Source organism: Kitasatospora sp. NEAU-69, assembly GCF_057158765.1.
Map to the genome: position 1 here is coordinate 21,719 of NZ_JBWXUE010000001.1, position 20,527 is coordinate 42,245.

Here is a 20,527-nt window from a genome sequence, read left to right on the forward strand (position 1 = left end):
TTGGGAGGTATCTGGAGACGTCAGGAGGTGCTGACGCCGAGCTCGGCGAGCAGCGCGGTGCGCAGTGCGAGGACGGCCGGGTCGGCGGCCTCGCGGGGGCGGGGCAGCTCCATCCGCCGGTCGTGGACGATCCGGCCCTCGCGCATCACGAGCACCCGGTCCGCGAGCAGCGCGGCCTCCTCGACATCGTGCGTGACCAGCAGGACGGCGCAGCTGCGCCGCTGCCACAGCTCGCCGACCAGCCGCTGCGCGTGCAGCCGGGTGAGCGCGTCGAGTGCGCCGAACGGCTCGTCCAGCAGCAGCAGTTCGGGCTCGCGGACGAGTGCCCGAGCCAGCGCCGCGCGCTGCGCCTCGCCGCCGGAGAGCGTCTTCGGCCAGGCGTCGGCCCGGTGTGACAGGCCCACCTCGGCCAGCACCCGTTCGGCGAGCGCCCGGTCGGGCCGCCCCGGCAGGCCCAGCACCACGTTGCGCCAGAGCCTCTTCCAGGGCAGCAGTCGCGGTGCCTGGAAGGCCACGGCGCGCCGGCGCGGCACCAGGACCTCGCCGCTGATCTCCCGGTCCAGGCCGGCCAGGATCCGCAGCAGCGTGCTCTTGCCGCAGCCACTGGCGCCCAGCAGCACGGTGAACTGGCCCGGTTCAAGCCGGAGTTCGAGGTCGGCCAGGACGGTCTCCGAACCGTAGGCCTTGCGCAGGCCGCGGACCAGGACGGCGGCACCGGCGTGGTCGGGCGCGGTGTGGTTGGGGGCGGTGCGTTCGGGCGTGCTCAGCTGCCGCTGAAGGTCGGTCGCCATGACAGCAGAATCCTTTCCAGCGCACGGACGATGAGGTCGGCGATCAGGCCGAGCGCGGCGTAGACCAGCAGGCAGACCACGATCACGTCGGTCTGGAAGAACTCGCGGGCCTGGTTCATCAGGAACCCGATGCCGTTGTCGGCGTTGATCGTCTCGCCGAAGACCAGGGCCAGCCAGGACACGGTGAGCGCGTACCGCAGGCCCGTCATCAGGCCGGGCAGCGCACCGGGCAGGATGATGTGCCGGATCTGCCCCCAGCGGTTCAGCCCGAGCGTCTCGCCGGCCTCGATCAGCGCGTTGTCGACGCTGCGGATACCGGCGTGCACGTTCAGGTAGAGGTTGAAGCCGACGCCCATCGCGATCAGCGCCACCTTCGGTGCCTCGCCGATGCCGATCCAGATGATCAGCAGCGGGATCAGGCCGATGAACGGCACGGTCCGCAGCATCTGCACGACCGGGTCGACCAGGTCCTCGCCCAGTCGGAACAGGCCGGAGACGAGCGCGAGGCCGATGCCGACCACCGCGCCGAGCAGCAGACCGTAGAGCACGCGTTGCAGCGAGACGGCCATCGCGGACGGCAGCGTGCCGTCCGCGATCATCGCGCCGGCCTTGGCGAGGACGGTGGCGGGCGGCGCCAGCGTCTGGGCGGAGAGCGCCCCGGTGGAGCCGAGCAACTGCCAGAGCGCGAGCAGCGCGAGGGGTGCGAGCGAGCGGCGCAGCGGGCGGGGCAGCCGGTGGCGCCGGGTGCTGCGAGGGGCGACGGCGACCAGCGAGGGGGCGGCGGTGGTGGCGGTACTGCTGGTGACGGGTGGTGAGGGTGTGTCGAACTCGACGGACACGGGAGTCTCCTCGGGCTGAGCGGGACCCGGACGAGGGCAGCGGAGGGTACGGCGACCCACAGCGGCATGGCACGTGACGGCCAGGCGGCGAGCGCGCAGGCGGGCAGGCGAGCAGGCGGATGGGCGTATGTCGACGCGCGGGAGCGCCGTGACTGTGGCGGTGTGCCCCAGGGCGCCCGGATCAGCGGCTGTTACAGCCGGTCAGACGGGCGCAGGGGAGGCGAAAGGGCGGTGGCGGCCCTCAGCAGCAGCGACAGGCAGCCGAACAGACTCGCAGAAGGTCGATGTGACCGCGAGTCGTCAGGGCGATGGGCTGCTGCTGCATGTCGGGGAAGCTAGCCGGGCGCGGCGCCTGCCGTCAACCACGTCCGCATAGTGGCCCCGAGCTGGCCGAAGATCCTTGGCTCGTACGGTGATTGCAATAGTGCGGCAACATCGTGCTGCTTGGATCGGTACCAGCGACATCGCCGCCGTCCACGATCGCTGCTCCCCACGATTGCCGCTGCGCACAGCGCGCCGCTGCCGCCCCCGGGCGGCGGTGCGCTGTGCGCAGCGGTCAGACGTGGGCTCGGTCAGACGTGGCCGTCCAGGACGGATCCGGCGATCCGTCCGAACTCGTGCCGGGCGTCGCTGAAAGCCTTCGCATCGCGGTCGAACGCCTCGAAATCACCCTTCCGGCCCGCCCGCACGGACCAGTAGAGATCGTTCGATCGGTGATCGAAGCCGGAGAGGTAGGCCCGCAGGGCATCGACCGCCTGGACCACTTCGGCCGGGCCGTGCATCCGGGCAACGGCCGCGGCGCCGGTGTAGTCGTCCCAGCTGACCAGCACGCGCTGGTAGCGCTCTTCCGCCGTGGCCGGATCGAAGGGCTGATGGCGCAGGACGTCGGCCAGCGCCCACCAGTGATTGGCCACCGCGGACGCCGCCACCAGAAGACTCGCGTACGCCTGGCGGCGGGAGTCCGCGCGCCACTGCTCGCGTTCGGCCCGCAAGCGGCGCGCCTCCTGCTGGAAGAGGCGATTCGAGGTGATGACGGCGGCCGCGATCACTGCCGCGCCCGCCAGTACCGCCGAGAGCGCGGTGACAAGTCCCGTGGAATCCATGCGGATCATGCTCGGGCGCGAGTCGCCGGCGCATCAGCGGTTCGGTGCACTCGTTTCCCAACCGATAGCTGACCGGCCGATGGCTGACCGGCCGGGTGCCTGCCGGCCGGGTGCTGCGGAGCGCGCTCAGGGCGCGGTGGTGGGGGACCCGTCTCCGCTCGCCAGGCGCGCGGTGTCCACCCGGTGCCAGGTGGAGCCGTTGCCGGGGACCGGATTGAAGTCGTAGCGCAGTCCGGTGGGCCCGAGCGCGATCAGTGAGACCGAGGTGGTGCCCCAGATCCGGCCGTCACCGAAGTCGCGGTGCTGGATGAGGGCGGCGTCGTCGTCGGGCTGCAGGCCGTCACCGTCGGCGAGCGGCAGCCACTGGCCCCAGGCCAGGGCGGTCGGGCCGGTGGCGTCGGCGCCGGTGGTGGGCTCGGGGCGGACGGCGCTCGCCAGCCGGGATCGGAAGTGCGCCAGCCGGGCGGCCATCATCCTGCCGGCCCGCTGGGAGGTGGTGCGCTGGTCGGCGTGGCCCTCCAGGCCGTCGTTGACCACGACGTGCAGCCCGGGGGCGAGTGTCTGTTCGCGCAGTCGGCCGCCGGTCCAGCTGAGGACGCGGACCTCGGTCGGTGACGCGCATATCAGGTGGAACGGGTCGTAGTGCTCCAGGTCGAGCCGGTCGATGCCGCCCTCGGCCGCGCCGATCAGCGGCAGCTCGCCGCGGGAGCGCCGGGATGCCGGGGCGGCCAGTGGGCCGAAGCCGTTGAGCAGGCACGCCATCCGGGGCACGGTCGGGTCGCTGCCGGCCTGGTCGGCACCCGGCTGGACCGCGAGCCAGCTGCCGCCGGCCAGCAGATCGCGGCCGCCGACCAGGGCCGGCCGGTCGGGCCAGTACCGGGCAGGTGGCAGCCAGCGCCGGTCGGTGTACTCGTCCCGTGCGGCGAGCACCAGGACCGGTGTGGTGGACAGCGGATCCACGCTGATGAGCGCGGTACACATGACGAAATTCTCCCCCCGTTGCGGCGTTGCCGTCAGCGGGCCGCCTCGGCGGGTGGGCCGAGGGGCACCGAGGGAGGATTTTCGCACGAACGATAATCGCACTTGCGAGTGGGCCGGCGTTGGCCGCCGAGGGTGGTCAACGATCATCGGCCATGCGCGATCCGCGGCCGACCCGGCGGTGACGGAGCGTCAGAGCTCGGGCGCCACCGCCAGTTCCGCAGCCGGGACCAGGCCGGCCACCGCCGGCGGGTCGGCCGGCTCCAGCAGCCGGCTCGGGACGCCGTCCACGCCGACCGGCAGGTCGCCGTCCAGCGTGATCCGGCGGACCAGCCGCGGCTCGTCGCCGTAGTCGTTCACGGCGTAGTGCTGGGTCGCCCGGTTGTCCCAGATCGCCACGTCGCCGACCTGCCAGTCCCAGCGCACGGTGTTCTCCGGCCGCTCGACGTAGCGCTGGAACAGCGCGATCAGGGCCCGGCTGTCCGGGCCGGGGACGCCCAGGATCCGCTGGGCGAACGCGCCGAGCAGCAGGTTCTTCTCGCCGGTCACCGGATGCACCCGGACCAGCGGGTGCTCGGTCTTGAACGCCGTGGAGACGAAGACCTTGCGGAACAGCTCGGCGACCTCCGCGTTCTCCGCCAGCTCCGGGCGCAGCGCGAGGCTGGCCGCGTAGTCGTAGTCATTGGTGTGGACGGCGCGCAGCTGCTCGGCGAGCACCTTCAGCGGCTCCGGCAGGTCCTGGTAGGCGGCGGCGGTGTTGGCCCACACCGTGCTGCCGCCGGCGGCCGGGAGCGCCAGCGCGCGCAGGATCGAGGCCTTCGGGTAGGACGGCACGAAGGTCACGTCGGTGTGCCAGTTGTTCGCCCGCACGCCCTTGGTGGCGTCCAGCTCGAAGATGTAGCGGCCGTCGGCACTCGGCACGGTCGGGTGGCCGACCGGGTGGCCGAGCAGGCGGGCGAAGGCCTCGTGCTCGGCGTCGTCCAGGTGCTGCTGACCGCGGAAGAAGAGCACCTTGTGCCGGTACAGCGCGGCTTCGAGGGCGGCGACGGTTCCGGCCGGCAGATCGCCGCCGAGCCGGACGTCGTGGACGATCGCGCCGATCCGGCCGGCGGCCGGGGTGGTGCCGAGCTCGGTGATGGCAGTGGTCATGGCGATTCCTCGGGATTCGTGCGGGGCGGGAGGGAGGGGGCGCGACGGCGCGCGGCGGCCGGGAGCGGGCATCACGAGGCCCACGCGGCCCACGGGGTTCACGAGGCCCACCGGGCCCGAGTGGCCGACGCGGCGGAGGCGCGAGCGCAGACGTCAGCGCGTACAGCGGCGCAGCGGTCAGCGCGTACAGCGGCGGCGGCAACAGGAAGAGCGGACGACACAGCCCATGGTGGTCGGTCTCCTCCCTCGGCCGCGAGCGGGTGCGGGCATCATCGTGCGGACTCCCCGGCTGCCGTGTCAATCGCCATCTCGCCTGCTGGGAACGGGTGTTGCGGCAACATGAAGCCATGTTGCCGCCTCCGCTCCGGGCCCCTCGGTGGCCGCCCGTCAGGCCATCTCATCTCACGTCATCTCACGTCATCTCACGTCAGCTCAGCTCGTCAGCTCGGCTCAGCTCGCCGCCGGGTGGCGCGACCGGCCCCCCTGCCAGTGCAGCGCCGGATCGTGCGCGAGCACCCGGCTGGTCAGCCCGGCCAGTTCGGGCCCGGGATCGGCGCCGAGCACCTCGCGCAGCGTCCGGCGCGCCGTCGCGAGCGTGGCGAGCGCCTCGGCCGGCCGCCCGGAGCGGTACAGCGCGAGCGCGCGCAGCGCCCAGGCCGACTCCCGCAGCGGGTAGTCACGGGTCAGCACCTCGCTCTCGACCAGGCAGCCCCGGTGATCGCCCAGCTCCAGGCCGGCCGTCACCCGCACCTCGCGCGCCAGCGAGCGCCACTCCTCCAGCCGGCCGATCTCGGCCCGCAGGAACCGGGCGGTGGCCAGCTCGGCGAACGGCGGACCGTGCCACAGCTCCAGCGCCTGTTCGGCCTGGGCCAGCGCCTGCGCGGGCCGGTCGGCGTTCGACGCGGTGCTCGCCGCCGCGGCCAGCGCGGCGAACCGGTGCGCGTCCACCGCCGCCGGCTCGACGGTCAGTGCGTAGCCCGCACTGTGCCGCACCAGCACCATGGCCTCCTGCCGGGGCAGCCGGTCCGGCTCCAGCGCCCGCCGCAGGCCGGCGACGTACGTGTGCAGCGCCTGCCGCGGCTTGTCCGGCGGCTGGTCCTCCCAGACCGCATCGATGATCTGCTCTTCGGAGATGATGTTCCCCCGGGCCAGCAGCAGCACCACCAGGACGGCCTTCTGCCGCCGTCCGCCGAGGGCCGCCCGGGCACCCGAGACCGTCGCCCGCACCGGGCCCAGCACATTGATCCGCAACTCCGCCGTGTTCGCGTTCATGTGTTCGAGCTTGGAGTGCTGATGGCGCCCTTCCCAGGGGGTCCGGCCCCCGGATTCTCCCGGCCCGACCAGGAGCGGACCGCCGGGCACCCGGAATATGGGGGCCGGCCCCCATGTCCCGCACCGACCGCGGTGGCATTGTCTCCGACATGACCGAGGCGGGGACGGCCGAGAGTACGAGCCAGCAGGGAGCGCCCTGGTGGACCGGTGGTGTGGCGCTGACCGAACGGCTCCGGCACGGGCCGCCGCCCGGTCGTGCCGGCGGGACGCCCGGATCGGAGGGCCGGGCGGACCGCCGGCTGGGCCGTTGGCGGGACGACTTCGCGCAGGAGGGCCTGTTCGCCGCCCGCCTCGGCGAGGTCGGCCTCGACGAGCAGGGCCTGCGGGCGCTGCTCGACGAGCCGCCGGCGGCGCTCGCGGCCCGGCTGGGCAGGCCGGACTGGGCCGCCTCGGCGGAACGCGTCCTGGCCGCGGCCCCCGCCCGGCTCACCACTGCGGGGGAGCAGTGGAACTGGGACGAGGGCTTCGCCGCGATCCTCGCGCCGTTCGCCGAGGACGCCGTCGGGCGACTGCGCACGGCGGCCGAGCTCGCCGGGCTGGACCGGTTCGCCGACCTGGCCGCGCTGCAGGACTGTTTCAGCCGCCGGCTGAGCACCCGGCTGGTCCAACTCGCCCGCCGCACCCTGGTGCTGGAGCTCAACGTGCTGCGGGTCTCCGGGCGCCTGGACGGCGAGACCCCCGAGCAGCGGTTCGCCGACTTCGTCCGCCGGACCCGGCAGCGGGCCGGACTCACCGCGCTGCTCACCGAGTACCCGGTGCTGGCCAGACTGCTCGCCCAGGCCGCCGAGCAGGCCGTCGCGGCCTGGGGCGAGCTGCTGGAGCGGTTCTCGGACGACCGGGCCGACCTGGTGGTCGCCCTGCTGCGGGCCGAGGACCCGGGACGGCTGGTCGAGATCGAGCTGGCCGCCGGGGACAGCCACGGCCGGGGCCGGGCGGTCGCCCTGCTGCGCTTCGCCTCCGGCGCCCGGCTGGTCTACAAGCCGCGCCCGCTCGCGGTGCACGGGCACTTCAACGCCGCCGTCCGCTGGCTGAACGAGCGGATGACCGGGCTCGACCTGCGCATCCTGGGCGTGCTGGAGCGCCCCGGTTACGGCTGGCTGGAATTCGCCGCCGCCGCGCCGTGCGCCTGGGACGCCCAGCTCGACAGCTTCTACTACCGCACCGGCGCGCTGCTCGCACTGCTGCACGCGCTCGGCGGCACCGACATCCACTACGAGAACCTGATCGCCTGCGCCGACCAGCCGGTGCTGGTGGACCTGGAGACGCTGTTCCACCCGGCCCTGGCGCTGCCGGGCACGGTCGGCGACGACCCGGCGCTGCGCGCGCTGGACCGCTCGGTCTACCGGATCGCGCTGCTGCCGCACCTGCGGATCGGCGAGCGCGGCACGCTGGACGTCTCCGGGCTCGGCGGCGACAAGGGCAGGCTGCTGCCGGTGGACGTGGCGAGCTGGCAGGCGCCCGGCACCGACGAGATGCTGCTGGTGCGCGCCCCCAAGGTGTTCCACGGCGCCGACAACCGGCCCCGGCTGAACGGCGAGGACGCCGACCCGTGCACGTACACCGAGCCGCTGCTGGCCGGGTTCCGGGCCGGTTACGAGGTGCTCTGCGCGCACCGGGCCGAACTGACCTGCCCGGACGGCCTGCTGGCCCGGTTCGCGGCCGACCGGACCAGGGTCGTCGCCCGGGACACCCAGCGCTACTCGACGCTGCTGGACGAGTCCACCCACCCGGACGTGTTGCGCGACGCGCTGGACCGCGACCGGCTGCTCGACCTGCTGTGGCGCGAGTCGGCCGGTGACCCGGCCCGCTGGCCGCTGGTCGCCGCCGAGCTCGACGAGCTGTGGGCCGGTGACATCCCGCTGGTCACCAGCAGCCCGACCGCGGACCGGCCGGCGATCGGCGGCGTGCCGCTGGCCGCGGACTTCGCCGGCACCGGCCTGGACCGGGTGACCGACCAGCTGCGCGCGATGAGCCGCACCGACCGCTACGACCAGGAGTGGGTGATCCGGGCCTCGCTCGCCACCCGCAGCAGCTGTGACCCGCACTGGACCGGCGCCGGGCCGGACGGCCGCCCGGAGGGCACCGTCCCCGACCCCGAGCGGCTGCTCGCCGCCGCCTGCGGGATCGCCGACCAGATCCTGGCCGGCGCGCACGACGACGGCCGGCGGGTCAACTGGCTCGCCCTCGAACCGATCGAGGAGCGCCGCTGGGCGGTGCTGCCGCAGGGTGCCGGGCTGGCCAACGGCTACTGCGGGACGGCGCTGTTCCTGGCCCAGCTCGCCTCGGTGACCGGGATCGAGCGGTACGCCGCGGTGGCCCGCCGCGCGCTGCGGCCGGTGCCCGAGGTGCTGGCCGCGCTCGCCGCGGAGCCGGAGCACCTGGCGGCCGTCGGCGTCGGCGGCTTCGACGGGCTCGGCGGCATCGGCTACGCGCTCAGCCACCTCGCGGGCCTGCTGGACGCGCCGGAGATCGCCGGCTGGACCGAGCAGGCCGTCCAGCTGACCGCCCGGGCGCTCTCCGCCGAGCTCGCGCAGCACGCCGAACCGGGCGTGCTGACCGGTCTGGCCGGCTGCCTGCCGGCGATGCTCTCGGTCTACCGGGCGACCGGGCTGCGCGAGGCGCGCGAGGCGGCGGCCGAGTGCGCCCGGCTGCTCGCCGACCTGCCGGACGTCGAACTGCCGGTCGCCGACCCCGGGCGGCGCGGCTTCGGTGAGGGCGCGGCCGGCATCGGCTGGGCGCTGCTGCGGTTCGCCGCGGCGGGCGGCGGCACGCAGTACGCCGCGGCCGGCCGGCAGCACCTGGAGCGGGCGGTCGCCGCCCGGCTCGCGGCCGGTGAGGACGGTCCGCAGGACGCCGCCTGGTGTACCGGGGCGGCGGGCATCGCGCTGGCGATCGCGGACAGCGCGGCGGCCGGCCCGCTGACCGGCGCCGCCGCCTTCGCGGAGCAGACCGTCGCCGAGCTGGCCGGCCGCAGCCCGCTGCCGAACCACAGCCTCTGCCACGGCGAGCTGGGCACGGCCGAGCTGCTGCTGGCGGCCTCGGCCGACGGCCGGGCGATGGCCGGGCCGGCCGCCGCCCGGGCGGGCACGCTGCTCGCCTCACTCGACCGGTTCGGTCCGCGCTGCGGCACCCCGAACCGGGTCAGCAGCCCCGGACTGCTCAACGGGCTGGCCGGCATCGGGCACGGACTGCTCCGGCTCGGTTTCGGCGCCCGGATACCCTCGGTGCTGCTCCTGCAATCTCCCCATGCCTGACCGTAGTTGTCCTCAACCCAAACCCGACCGTGTGTCACCACCACAGTGAACAGCAGTTGCACGGCGCACGGCCGAGAACGCGGCACGACCCCCGCCGCGCGGTCCCACACAGGAGGAAGTCATGAACCACGAAGAGCTGGTCCGCTACTGGAAGGACCCCGAGGCCAGGTCGGGCGCGGCCACCGCGCACCCGGCCGGCGAGATCGCCGTGGAAGGCCCGTCCTCCTCAGGCCGCCGGGCGGCGCTGCTGGCCGGCCTGGGCGGCCCGGCGCGCGGCGTGCACGGCTTCGCCGGCCACACCATGGGCATGGGGACCAGCGTCTCCGGCCCGATGAGCCTGTGACCTAGGGTCTGTCGTCAAACTCCCTTCGTCGCCCGGAGGGCGGCTTGGCGGCGTCAGGTGCGTTCCCCCAGCCTTCGGCCGGGAGGTGCCCCCATTCGGCGTGCCGGGTGCAGGCCCTCGTACTGGACGTACTTGGGTCTGTGCCCGGTGCGGCGAGAGTGCGTGCATGGCGTCGCCGAGCAGAAGGGGGTTTGACGACAGACCCTAGCGCTTGCGCAACTGATGAACCGTCAAGTGAGCCGCCGAGGAGCGCCCGTCACCATGGCGGATCCGAGGCCTGGAGGGTAGCCTCCGGCCATGCTCACCACATCGCCAGTGCTGGTCGGGCGCGACGAAGAACTCGCGCTCCTCGACAGGTGTCTGGCCGCCGCCCGGCAGGGCGATGGCCAGGCGGTCTTCCTGTTCGGTGACGCGGGCATCGGCAAGTCCCGGCTCGCCGGTGAATGCGCCTACCGCGCGTTCGCCGGCGGCATGGCGGTGCTCCGCGGGCGCAGCAGCACCACGGGCGCCGCCATGCCGTTCCGGCCGATCGCGGAGGCGCTGCTCTCGCTCTTCCGGATCGGCGGGCCACCGCAGGACCCTGAGCTCGCGCCGTACCGCTCCGCGCTGGCCGGGCTGGTGCCCGAGTGGCGGGGCAGTCACACGCCGGACGGCGGTACGTCCCTGGTCGAGACGGCCGAGGCCGTGCTGCGCCTGCTGGCCGCCGTCGGCCGGACCACGACGGCCCGCCCGGATCCGGCCACCGGCCGGCAGCCGGGCTGCCTGCTGGTCGTCGAGGACCTGCACGACGCCGACGCCGAGACGCTCTCGGTGATCGAGTACCTGGTCGACAACATCGCCGGGCTGCCGGTCTTCCTGCTGATCACACTGCGGTCGGGCGCCGGGCCGGCCGGCGACCTGGGCCGCGCGGCCGGTCGTCGCCGGTCCGCGACGATGACGGATCTACGCGCGTTGACCGCCGATGAGGTGCGGATCGTCGCCGAGTCCTGCCTGGGCGCGGGGACCGGCCAGCTGCCCGATTCGGTCACCGAGAAGCTCGTCCACGACTCCGAGGGCAACCCGTTCGTGGTGGAGGAACTGCTCAGCGGCATGGTCACCGCGAACGTGCTGCGCGGCGGTGCGGACGGCTGGCGGGTCAGCGGCGACCTCACCATCGACGTCCCCGCCACCGTCGTGCACAGCGTCGCGCAGCGGGCCGCCCGGCTCAGCCCGGACGGCCGCGAGCTGCTGCACTCCGCCGCCGTGCTCGGGCGCCGGTTCGCGCTGCCCGTCCTCAAGCTGGTGACCGGCCTCGACGACCGCACGCTGCTGATCCACCTGCGGGCCGGGATCGACGCCCAGCTGATCTCGCCCAGCGGCCCGGTCGCCGACTGGTACGAGTTCCGGCACGCGCTCACCACCGAGGCGCTGCTGGCCGGCCTGCTGCCGGGCGAGCGCGCCGTGATCGCCCAGCGCGCGGCGGACGCCGTCGAGCGGGCCTACCCCGGGCTGCCCGGCGACTGGTGCCAGCAGGTCGCGGTGCTGCGGCTGGCCGCCGGCGACCCGCGCCGGGCCGCACTGCTCTTCGCCCAGGCCGGCCGCGCCGCGCTGGGCGACGGCGCGGTCAACTCGGCCGTCTCGCTGCTGGAGCGCGCACACGATCTGATGGCCGACTCCGGGCCCGGCGAGGACGCCACCTCGGTCCTGGAGAGCCTGGTCTACACGCTGGTCGAGACCGGCCGGCTGGACCGGGCGCTCAAGCTGGCCGAGACACTGCCGCTGACCGGCCCCGGCGCACTCGACGACGCCCGCTCCGCCGCGCTGCACACCCGGCTCGCCTGGGGCGCCGTCTCCGCGCTGCGCCACGAGGAGGCGGCCTCCCGGGTGGCCCTGGTCCGCGGGCTGCTCGGCCGCTTCGACAGCACCGCGATCACCCCCGCGATCGACGTGGTCGAGGCGAACCTCGCGCTCACCGGCATCGGCGAGGACGGCGGCGAGGACGGCGCCGACCGGACCAGCCGGGCCGAGCGGCTCGCCCGCCGCGCCGCCGACAGCGCCGAGGAGGCCGGCCTGCCCGTGGTCGCCTGCCAGGCGCTCCAGCTGCTCGCACTGCTCCAGCGCCGACACGGTTTCGACCACGCCAACGCCTGCCTGGAACGGATCCTCGTGCTCGCCACCAAGCACGGGCTGACCACCTGGCGGCTGGACGCGCTGCTGCGCCTGGGCGCCAACGAGTTCATGAGCAACGGCACCAGCGAGCAGCTGAGCCGGGCCCACCGGGCGGCCGTCGAGCTCGGCGCGATCGCGCTCGGCCACACCGCGGAGGCGACGATGGCCAGCCAGGCCGTCTTCCGCGGCGAGTACGCGACGGCGAAGGAGCTGACCGACCGCAGCGCGGGCGCGACCGCCCGGCTGCGCCACGTCGACAACCACCAGTACGTGCTGCTGACCCGGGCCGCGCTCGCCGCCCACCAGGGCCGGCGCCGCGAGATGGAGCAGGAGCTGGCCGAGTTCTACCGCTGGGACGGCAACCGCTCGCTCAAGATGCCGCTGGTCTTCGGCAACTGCCGGGCGATGTGCTCCCTCCTGGAGGAGGACCGCGACCAGGCGATGACCGAGCTGGACAACGCACGCGCCTGGGAGGACGAGAACCCGACCGTCTTCTACTTCAACGGCCGGCACGGCCTGCGCCCGCTGCTGCGCGCGCTGGCCGGGCTCGCCGGGCCGGCCGAACACGCCCGGGACGCCGCCGACCCCGGGGCCCGCCTGCTCTGGAACCGGCAGTTCGAACGCCTCGCGCACGCCGTCCACCTGGGCCGGGCCGGCCAGGGCGAGCAGGCGCTGCAGGCGTTCGAGCAGGGCCGCCAAGCGGCGGCCCCGTTCCTGATGGCCCGCCACCTCGGCCTGCGCCTCGTCGCCGAGGCCGCGCTGACCGACGGCTGGGGCGACCCGGTGCCCTGGCTGCGCACCGCCGAAGAGTACTTCCACGGCGCCGGCGTGCCGGCCGTCGCGAGCGCCTGCCGCGACCTGCTGCGCCGAGCCGGTGCGACCGTCCCGCAGCGCCGCTCGGGCACCGAGCGGGTGCCGCCGGAGCTGCGCCGGCAGGGGCTCACGGTGCGTGAGTACGAGGTGTTCCTGCTGCTCGGCCCGCGACTGGGCAACCAGGACATCGCCGGGCGGCTGTACATCTCGCCGCGCACCGTCGAGAAGCACGTGGCGAGCCTGCTGACCAAGACCGGCCTGAGCCACCGGGCCGCGCTCTGCGACTACGCCGCGGAGCACGTGGCGGGGGCGGGGGCGGGGGCCGGGGCGGTGAGCCCGGCGCGACTGTGACGAGAGGCGGGAAGCGAGAGGCGAGAGGCGCCCGGACAGGGCCTAGGCGGCGCCGGTGACGCCGGGCGCGACGTAGCGCCGGTGCAGGGGCAGCAGCTTGGCGTCGGGGCGCCCCGGCAGGCCGGCCCTCTCGACCGCGGGGCCGAGTCGTTCGGCGAGGAAGGTCTGCCAGGCCTGCTCCGACTCCCAGACATCGGTCACGTGCAGTGCGCTGCCGTCGAACCAGGCGACGTGCATGGGGAGACCCGCAGGGGGATTCTCGTCCCAGTGCAGTTCCGCGCGCACCGCGTCGTACTGCGCGGTGGTGACCCCGTCCCAGCGCATGCTCATCACGACTGCCATCGCGGCGACCTCGCTTCCAGCGGTTCGATCCCCTCGTCCCAGTCAACCGCCGGGTGGCGCGCGCCGCATCCGTGGCGGACTGCGCAGCGGACGCCCCCAGTCCTGCCGGTCAGGTCGGCGGCACCGAGTCGTCCGCTGGGCGCCGCCGGCGCGGGTTGAAGACCCACCCCCGTAGCAGCGTGAAGCGCAGCACGGTGGCGAGCGCGTTCGCGCCGACCAGCGCGGCCAGTTCGGCAGCCGGCGTGGCGTGCGGCGCGAGCAGCCGGACCAGGCCGAGAGTGGCGGTGCTCAGCACCAGCCCGATCGCCATCGCGATGCCGCCTTCGACCTGGTGCTTCAGCGCGTCGCGCGAGCCGGTGACCCCGAACGTGAAGCGCCGGTTGGCGGCGGTGTTCACGATCGCGGTGCTGACCAGGGCCAGCGCATTGGCCAGTACGACGGGCACGGCCTGGCGGAGCACCAGGTACAGCGCCAGATAGGCGAGTGTGCTGAGCACGCCGATCACCGAGAAGCTGGACAGCTGCCGACTCAGGCCGCTCGGCAGCCTCGCCTGCCGAACCCGCGGCGGCACCGGCAGGCCGGCCGCCCCGGAGACCGCGCGGCGGGCGACCCGCGCCATGCCCTTGAGGTCGTCCAGCACCGTGCGGCGGATGTCCACCCGGCTGTCCGGGTCGTCCACCCAGTCCACCGGCACTTCGTGGATGCGCAGCCCGCTGCGTTCGGCGAGCAGCAACAGCTCGGTGTCGAAGAACCAGGTCTGGTCCTCCACCTCGCGCAGCAGCGCCTTCACCACGTCGGTGCGGCCGGCCTTGAAGCCGCACTGGGCGTCGGAGAACCTCGCGGCCAGCGTGGTGCGCAGCAGCGCGTTGTAGGTGCGGGAGATGATCTCCCGCTTCGGTCCGCGCACGACCGCCGAACCCCGGTGCAGCCGGCTGCCGATGGCCAGATCGCTGTGCCCGGACAGCAGCGGCGCGACCAGCGGCAGGAACGCGTCCAGCCCGGTGGACAGGTCGACGTCCATGTAGCTCACCACGTCGGCCTCGCTGCTGCCCCAGACCTGCCGCAGCGCCCGGCCCCGGCCCTTGAGGTCGAGGTGCACGGCCCGCAGCTGCGGCAGTTCGGCCGCGAGTCCGGTGGCGACCTGCCAGGTGGCGTCGGTGCTGGCGTTGTCGGCGATGGTGATCCGGAAGCGGTACGGGAACGTGTCGGCCAGGTAGCCGTGCAGCCTGCGGATGCTCTGCCCGAGAACGTGCTCCTCGTTGTGGACGGGGACCACGATCTCGACCAACTGGGCGCTGCCCGGCGAGGATCCGTCCCGGGCCGCCGCCTCGGCGGGCGGTCCCGTCAGTGCTGTCGATTGGCTCATGCGGACCACGGTCGGCGGCGCTGCTGTGCGCAGGCTGTGTCCTGCTTAGGACGGGCATACGGATCGCGTGTGACGGCGGGAGACGGCGGGGATCAGCTCTCCGGAACCGGCCTGCGGCACTGCGCGTCTTGTGTGCCATGGCTTCTGACGAGCAGCAAGATCACGCGAGCGTGCCCGAACGCCTCGACCCGGTGTCACCCGCCACGTCCGACGGGCCCGCCCTTCCGGTCGCCAGGCGCCAGGAGGATCCCCGGGGTGAACCGCTCGGACAGGCCCTCGTCGGCGAGGCCACGGAGAGCAGGCCGATCATCGTCGTCACCGCCATCGCGCTCAAGGGGCCCGCCCAGGAAGCCCTTGCCCAGCGCCTCGGCCCCGGGCACATCGTCCAGGACATCCGCTGCGCCGGACCGGACGCCGACATCGTGCTCATCCCGCCCGCCAGTGCCGAGCTCCTCGGCCTCCTGCGCCGGCAGTTCCCGCAGGCTCGCATTCTCGCCACCGAGTTCACCGACGACAGCTACGACGCCGACTTCCGGGGCCCGATCAGCCGAATCCTCGCCAGCGACATCGACGGGTACTTCATGGCGCCGACCATCGACGACCTGGCCCGCGTCACCCGGAGCGCCGGCCGAGCCGTTGCGGGAGCGCTCGGCAGCGGCAGCGGAGACGGCACCGGCAGGCGGCATCCTGTTGACTTCCTCGAGGTCAACCGGCGCCTGCTGCTGGGGAGCGGTGGCGGGGCCGATCCGGGTACCGCTTCGGGTGCGGCCGACGAACAGGCACCGGGCGCGGTCACGATCGATCTCGACGCATGGGCCGGCGCACTCGACGGGGACGCGCGGATCCTGGCCGACCTCGCATGGCCGCTGATCACGCAGTTCGTGCGGCAAGGGGCGCGCGTCACCGTGGTCGGCGACCCGCCCGGAGCCTGGGCGGACCGGGCGCACGCAGCGGGAGTCCGGGTGCGTCCGTCGGCTCGGCGGCTCACCGGTGCCACCTCGGGCGGCGTTCGCCCTGCTGACGACCTCGGGTAAGCGTTCGTTGTCCGCTGGATCGACCGGACGGCCCACCCCGGGTCTGGGGTGGGCCGTCCGTGGGGTGTCTGCTGTCTGCTGACTGAGCGTCAGGATGTGCTGGCAGCAGTGGTGCTCTTGGTCAGGTCGTAGACGGTCACGCCGTCCACCGTACTGGCGGTGTAGTTCGAGGACACCCAGGAGGAGATCTGCGCGGAGTCCGAGCTGCCGCTCCCGCTGCCGCCCGGGGCGCCGGTGCCGCCGCCGATGAAGTAGTGGATCCTGCCGGCGCGCACGTAGCTCTCGAACTGCTCCAGGGTCGGTGCGGCATCGCTGCCGTTGAAGCCGCCCACCGCCATCACCGGGTCACCGGTGGCCAGTTGGTAGCCGGAGGCGTTCTGCGAGCCGATCGCGGCGGCCACCCAGGTGTACCGCGCGGCGTCCGTCTTGAGCAGTGCGGTGATGGCGGCGCCGGGCTTGCTGCCGTCGAGCAGGCCGCCCATGCCGCCACCGCCGAAGCCCCCTTGGCGCTGTCCCTGTCCCTGACCCTGGCCCTGCGCAGGGGTGCCGGTTCCACCGGGACCGCCGGGCAGCTGTCCCGGTGACGGGGCGCCACCGGCCTGCCCCTGCCCCTGGCCCTGCTGACCCATGCCGGGCGGTCCGCCGAAGCCGCCGCGCCCGCCGAAGCCGCCGCCCGGCCGGCCCGGTCCGCCCGGTCCGCCTGCTCCACCAGGGCCACCCATCCCGCCCGCCACGGCCGGCCCGGCGCTCGGCAGTGAGCCGCCGTGGGCCGTGGTCACCGTCTGCAGGGTGTATCCGGTCGGCCCGGCCAGCGCCGCGACCAGGCCGGCGGCAGCGAAGGCCCGGCCGGCCCGCGCCGGCAGCCGTCCGGCCATGGCGATCCCGAGCGCGGCGGCCAGCCCGACCACCAGCACCGCGTAGCGCAGCCACGGGTGCCAGTCGGCGCTGCGGTTCAGCAGGACGTACGACCAGACCGCCGTGACCGCCACCGTGGCGCCCAGCACGCCCGCGGCCGCCGGATGCCGGCGGCGGTCCCAGAGCAGCGTGGCGCCGATGCCGACCACCGCCGCGAGGTACGGCGCCAGAGCGATGTTGTAGTACGGGTGGAAGATGCCGGCCATGAAACTGAAGACCGCGCAGGTGGTCAGCAGCGCCCCGCCCCAGAGCAGCAGCGCGGCCCGCGCCCGGTCCGTGCGCGGCGCACGGCCGGTCACCCAGAGACCGGCGACCAGCAGGATCAGCGCGGCCGGCAGCAGCCAGGCGATCTGACCGCCCATCTCCGCGTTGAAGAGCCGGGTGATCCCGGTGGCGCCCCACATCCCGGTGCCGCCGCCCGCGCCACCACCGGGTCGCCCGCCGCCTCCGCCCCCACCGCCGACGCTGCCGGTCTCGTTGCCGCTCAGCCGTCCCAACCCGTTGTAGCCGAAGGTCAGTTCCAGGAAGCTGTTGTGCTGCGAGCCGCCGACGTACGGCCGGTAGCGGGCGGGCACCAGCTGGACGATCGCCACCCACCAGCCGCCGCTGATCAGCAACACCAGCGTGGCCAGCAGCAGTTGGCGGATCCGCCGCCACAGCCCGGTCGGCGCGCACACCAGGTAGACCAGCGTGAACGCGGGCAGCACGAGGAACGCCTGAAGCGTCTTGGTCAGGAACGCGAAGCCGATGCAGGCGCCGGCCAGCACCAACCAGCCGGTGCGGGACCGCTCTTGGGCGCGCAGCACCGCATACCCGGCGAGGGTCAGCAGCAGGGCGAGCAACGCGTCCGGATTGTCGAAGCGGAACATCAGCGCCGCGACCGGGGTGAGCGCCAGTACCGCCCCCGCGATCAAGCCCGCCGCAGGGGAGAAGCGCCGCCGGACCGCCGCGTACAGCACGGCCACCGTGGCGACGCCCTCCAGCGCCTGCGGGACCAGTAGCGCCCAGGAGTTGACGCCGAAGATCCGGGCGGAGAGCTCCATCACCCAGAGCGAGCCCGGGGGCTTGTCCACGGTGATGAAGTTGGCGGCGTCCGAGGAGCCGAAGAAGAACGCCTTCCAACTCCTGCTGCCCGCCTGGACGGCCGCGGCGTAGAACGAGTTCGCCCAGCCCGAGGCACTCAGGTCCCACAGGTAGAGCACGGCCGTCACGGCCAGCAGCGCGAACAGCGCCGGCCGCACCCAGGCCGGGTCCTGCGGCCGGCCGCGGACCAGCCGCCGCCAGGGCGGCCGGTCCGCGGCGTCGGGCGTCGGGTCTGCCGTCGGGTCTGCCGTCAGGTCTGCCGTCGGGCCCGGGTGGGTCGTCGGGTCGGGGAAAGTCGCAGTCATCGACGCTGTCCTTTGCGCAGGGCGGGTTCTCTCCAGCCCTGCCAACCTCCCCGACCGCGCTGTCCCTCCGATGTGCCGAACCTGTGCGGCACGTGTCAGTCCGCGCCCGTTCGATCGTTCAGCTCGCGCCGTCACGCTCCTCGGCCCGCTTGGCCATCTCGGCCGCGGCGCTGGTCCGGAGGCCGCGCCAATCGGTCGTGGGCGGTCCGGGGACCGGTCGGCGGCCTCGGTCCTGCCACCGCTGTGCGGCAGTGGCGAGTCGCAGTTCCCTGGCCAGGGCGCCGTCGTCGAGATGGTGGACGTTCTTGGCCCGGCGCTTCAGGCCGCTGCCCACGGCCTGTTCGAGCCACTGATCGAGCCGCCGCAGGTAGGAGGCATTGCGCGAGTAGACCGAGGGCTTGCGTAGTGGCTGGTGGCGAAGCTCGCGAGCCTGCTCCGCCGAAGCCGTCCGCGCGGGCCGCACCAGTAGAGGTGCAGGCCCCGCAGGCCGATGAGATCACGAACGGGGATCCGCCGACTGCGGATGAACCCTCGGATGAGTATCTCGTCGGGCCGGCAGAACACGGCGGCCCGCTCGGCTCGGACCCCGAGGCAGGCCCCGATGCTCGTCCAGCACAGCCCGATGGCGACCTTCACCGTGATCGAGAGAGCGGGGACGTTCGCGGCCAGGACGGTCGGCAGGATGGCGACGAGCAGAAACGTCCCCACTGCACTGGCGCGCCGAAGCCTCGGCTCGTGTTCCAGCAACAGCGTCTGCATCAGCTTGGCCTCCGGCTTCCGGCTTCCGGGAGATTGTGGGCGCAGCCGCGCTTGCCGGGCAAGTGGCCGGTCGGAAGGCGTCTGCGAACGGAGCGTCAGAGCAGGGCCGGGAGCCGGACCGTGAAGACGGTGTGCCCGGGGCGGCTGCTGACCTCGACCTCGCCGCCGTGGGAGGCGGTGACGGCGGCGACGATGGCCAGCCCGAGTCCGGTGCTGCCGGCCGTGCGGGTGCGCGAGGCGTCGCCGCGGGCGAACCGCTCGAAGAGGCGGGGCTGGAACTCGGCGGGGATGCCGGGGCCGTCGTCGGCGACCCGCAGGACGTACCAACCCGGGGCGGCGGCAGAGGGGTTGGGGGAGGAGACCGAGACCGAGACCAGGGTGCCCGGCGGGGTGTGCCGGCGGGCGTTGGTGAGGAGATTGCCCAGGACCTGGTGCAGTCGGTGGGTGTCGCCGCGGACCATAGCGGGGGCGTCGGGCAGGTCCACGGTCCAGCGGTGTTCGGGCCCGGCGGCGTGAGCGTCGCGGACGGCGTCCACGACCAGCGGGGAGAGGTCGACCGGCTCGCGCTCCAGCGGGCGGCCCGCGTCCAGCCGGGCGAGCAGCAGCAGGTCCTCGACGAGCGCGGTCATCCTGGCCGCCTCCGACTCCACCCGGCTGAGCGCGTAGGCGGTCTGCGGTGGGACGGTCTCGGTGCCCCTGCGGGTGAGTTCGGCGTACCCGGCGATGGAGGCGAGCGGCGTCCGCAGCTCGTGGCTGGCGTCCGCGACGAACTGGCGGACCCGGGTCTCGCTCGCGTGCCGGGCCGCGAGCGCGCTCTCCACGTGGTCGAGCAGGCGGTTGAGCGCGTCGCCGACCTGCCCGGCCTCGGTGCGTGGGTCGGTGTCCGCGGTCGGCACCCGGTGCAGTTCGGCGACCTCGCCGCGGTCCAGCGGCAGCCGGGAGACGTGCGCGGCGGTGGCGGCCACCCGGTCCAGCGGGCGCAGCGCGAGGCGGGTGACGGCGGCGAACAGGAACGCCGCGGTGAGCAGCCCGGCGGCCGCGACGACCGCCTCGATGGCGATGAGCTGGTTGACCGTCGATTCCACCGAGCCGAGCGGCAGGCCGACGGCGACCGTGTCGCCCTGCTCGCCCCCGGTACTCGGGTCGGGCTGGGCGATCACCCGGTAGTCGCCGAGGCCGGTGACCGGCACCGTGTGCGGGCGCCCGTCGGCCGGGACCGCGGCGAGCGCTGCGGACTGGGCCGGTGAGAGCGTTTCGAGCGTCTGCGAGCCGTCGTTGCGCGCCGTGCCGGTCACCGTCCCGTGCGAGACCCGGACGGCGACGGCCGCCGGACCGGCCGGCATCACGAAGCCGAGATCATCGCCGCCTTGCAGCTGTCCCTGCGCCTGGGCATGGGCCTGGCCGGTGAGTGGAGTCTGTCCCGGGGGCCCGAACGGCGGGTTGCCGCCGGGAGCGTGTCGCGCGACCTCGGTGAGCCGGCCGTCCAGCGAGCTGTGCAGCGAGGCCTGCAACGCCACTGTGGTGACCACCGCGATGACCGCGCTGACCAGCGCGATCACCACCGTGGCGGAGACCGTCAGCCGGGTCCGCAGCGGCCAGGCCCGCCGGCCGCGCCACCTCAC

Annotated in this window: 15 protein-coding genes; 4 read left to right on the forward strand and 11 right to left on the reverse strand. The window is 74.1% G+C overall.

Annotation, left to right across the window (positions count from 1 at the left end):
• Positions 1–20: 20 nt before the first annotated feature.
• The 6 genes from AC060L_RS00100 to AC060L_RS00125 form a co-directional block, all read right to left on the reverse strand.
• Complete coding sequence (locus tag AC060L_RS00100; RefSeq protein WP_483795980.1) at positions 21–791, reverse strand: ABC transporter ATP-binding protein; 771 nt, start codon at positions 789–791, stop codon at positions 21–23.
• Positions 764–1,630, reverse strand: a complete 867-nt coding sequence (locus AC060L_RS00105; RefSeq protein ID WP_483795981.1) for an ABC transporter permease — start codon at positions 1,628–1,630, stop codon at positions 764–766. The genes AC060L_RS00100 and AC060L_RS00105 overlap by 28 nt, the downstream gene beginning before the upstream one ends.
• A 572-nt stretch (positions 1,631–2,202) precedes the next feature.
• Positions 2,203–2,742 (reverse strand): hypothetical protein, encoded by a 540-nt coding sequence (locus AC060L_RS00110; RefSeq protein WP_483795982.1) that lies wholly within the window; start codon positions 2,740–2,742, stop codon positions 2,203–2,205.
• 117 nt (positions 2,743–2,859) lie between these two features.
• Positions 2,860–3,714 carry an NRDE family protein gene (locus tag AC060L_RS00115; protein WP_483795984.1) on the reverse strand — a complete coding sequence of 285 codons (855 nt, stop codon included), beginning with the start codon at positions 3,712–3,714 and terminating at the stop codon, positions 2,860–2,862.
• A 189-nt stretch (positions 3,715–3,903) separates the two neighbouring features.
• Complete coding sequence (locus AC060L_RS00120) at positions 3,904–4,860, reverse strand: TauD/TfdA dioxygenase family protein (RefSeq protein ID WP_483795986.1); 957 nt, start codon at positions 4,858–4,860, stop codon at positions 3,904–3,906.
• Positions 4,861–5,310: 450 nt separating this feature from the next.
• Entirely contained in the window at positions 5,311–6,132 is an 822-nt protein-coding gene (locus tag AC060L_RS00125) for an AfsR/SARP family transcriptional regulator (RefSeq protein WP_483795988.1), read from the reverse strand.
• Positions 6,133–6,245: 113 nt separating this feature from the next.
• Here AC060L_RS00125 and AC060L_RS00130 point away from each other — a divergent pair, with 113 nt between their 5' ends.
• The 3 genes from AC060L_RS00130 to AC060L_RS00140 all read left to right on the forward strand — a co-directional run bounded on the left by AC060L_RS00130 (position 6,246) and on the right by AC060L_RS00140 (position 13,101).
• Positions 6,246–9,446 carry a type 2 lanthipeptide synthetase LanM family protein gene (locus tag AC060L_RS00130; RefSeq protein ID WP_483795989.1) on the forward strand — a complete coding sequence of 1,067 codons (3,201 nt, stop codon included), beginning with the start codon at positions 6,246–6,248 and terminating at the stop codon, positions 9,444–9,446.
• A gap of 121 nt (positions 9,447–9,567) precedes the next feature.
• On the forward strand, positions 9,568–9,789 hold the full coding sequence (locus AC060L_RS00135) for a hypothetical protein (RefSeq protein WP_483795991.1): 222 nt from the start codon (positions 9,568–9,570) through the stop codon (positions 9,787–9,789).
• A 297-nt stretch (positions 9,790–10,086) separates the two neighbouring features.
• Positions 10,087–13,101: a helix-turn-helix transcriptional regulator gene (locus tag AC060L_RS00140; RefSeq protein WP_483795993.1), complete on the forward strand. Its 3,015-nt coding sequence runs from the start codon at positions 10,087–10,089 to the stop codon at positions 13,099–13,101.
• Between the two features lie 42 nt (positions 13,102–13,143).
• On the opposite strand, the gene AC060L_RS00145 is transcribed toward AC060L_RS00140, so the two are convergent.
• Both AC060L_RS00145 and AC060L_RS00150 read right to left on the reverse strand, forming a co-directional pair.
• The gene (locus AC060L_RS00145) at positions 13,144–13,443 is read right to left on the reverse strand and encodes a hypothetical protein (RefSeq protein WP_483795994.1); all 300 of its coding nucleotides are present in this window, start codon (positions 13,441–13,443) and stop codon (positions 13,144–13,146) included.
• 109 nt (positions 13,444–13,552) lie between these two features.
• Positions 13,553–14,809: a bifunctional glycosyltransferase family 2/GtrA family protein gene (locus tag AC060L_RS00150; RefSeq protein ID WP_483795996.1), complete on the reverse strand. Its 1,257-nt coding sequence runs from the start codon at positions 14,807–14,809 to the stop codon at positions 13,553–13,555.
• A 137-nt stretch (positions 14,810–14,946) separates the two neighbouring features.
• Here AC060L_RS00150 and AC060L_RS00155 point away from each other — a divergent pair, with 137 nt between their 5' ends.
• On the forward strand, positions 14,947–15,843 hold the full coding sequence (locus tag AC060L_RS00155) for a hypothetical protein (RefSeq protein WP_483795998.1): 897 nt from the start codon (positions 14,947–14,949) through the stop codon (positions 15,841–15,843).
• Positions 15,844–15,932: 89 nt separating this feature from the next.
• On the opposite strand, the gene AC060L_RS00160 is transcribed toward AC060L_RS00155, so the two are convergent.
• From AC060L_RS00160 to AC060L_RS00170, 3 genes are all read right to left on the reverse strand, one after another.
• A complete protein-coding gene (locus tag AC060L_RS00160; protein WP_483795999.1) occupies positions 15,933–18,146 on the reverse strand; it encodes an ArnT family glycosyltransferase in 2,214 nt (737 codons plus the stop codon).
• Positions 18,147–18,264: 118 nt separating this feature from the next.
• Positions 18,265–18,609, reverse strand: a complete 345-nt coding sequence (locus tag AC060L_RS00165; RefSeq protein ID WP_483796001.1) for a hypothetical protein — start codon at positions 18,607–18,609, stop codon at positions 18,265–18,267.
• Positions 18,610–19,000: 391 nt separating this feature from the next.
• Positions 19,001–20,527 (reverse strand): sensor histidine kinase, encoded by a 1,527-nt coding sequence (locus AC060L_RS00170; protein WP_483796003.1) that lies wholly within the window; start codon positions 20,525–20,527, stop codon positions 19,001–19,003.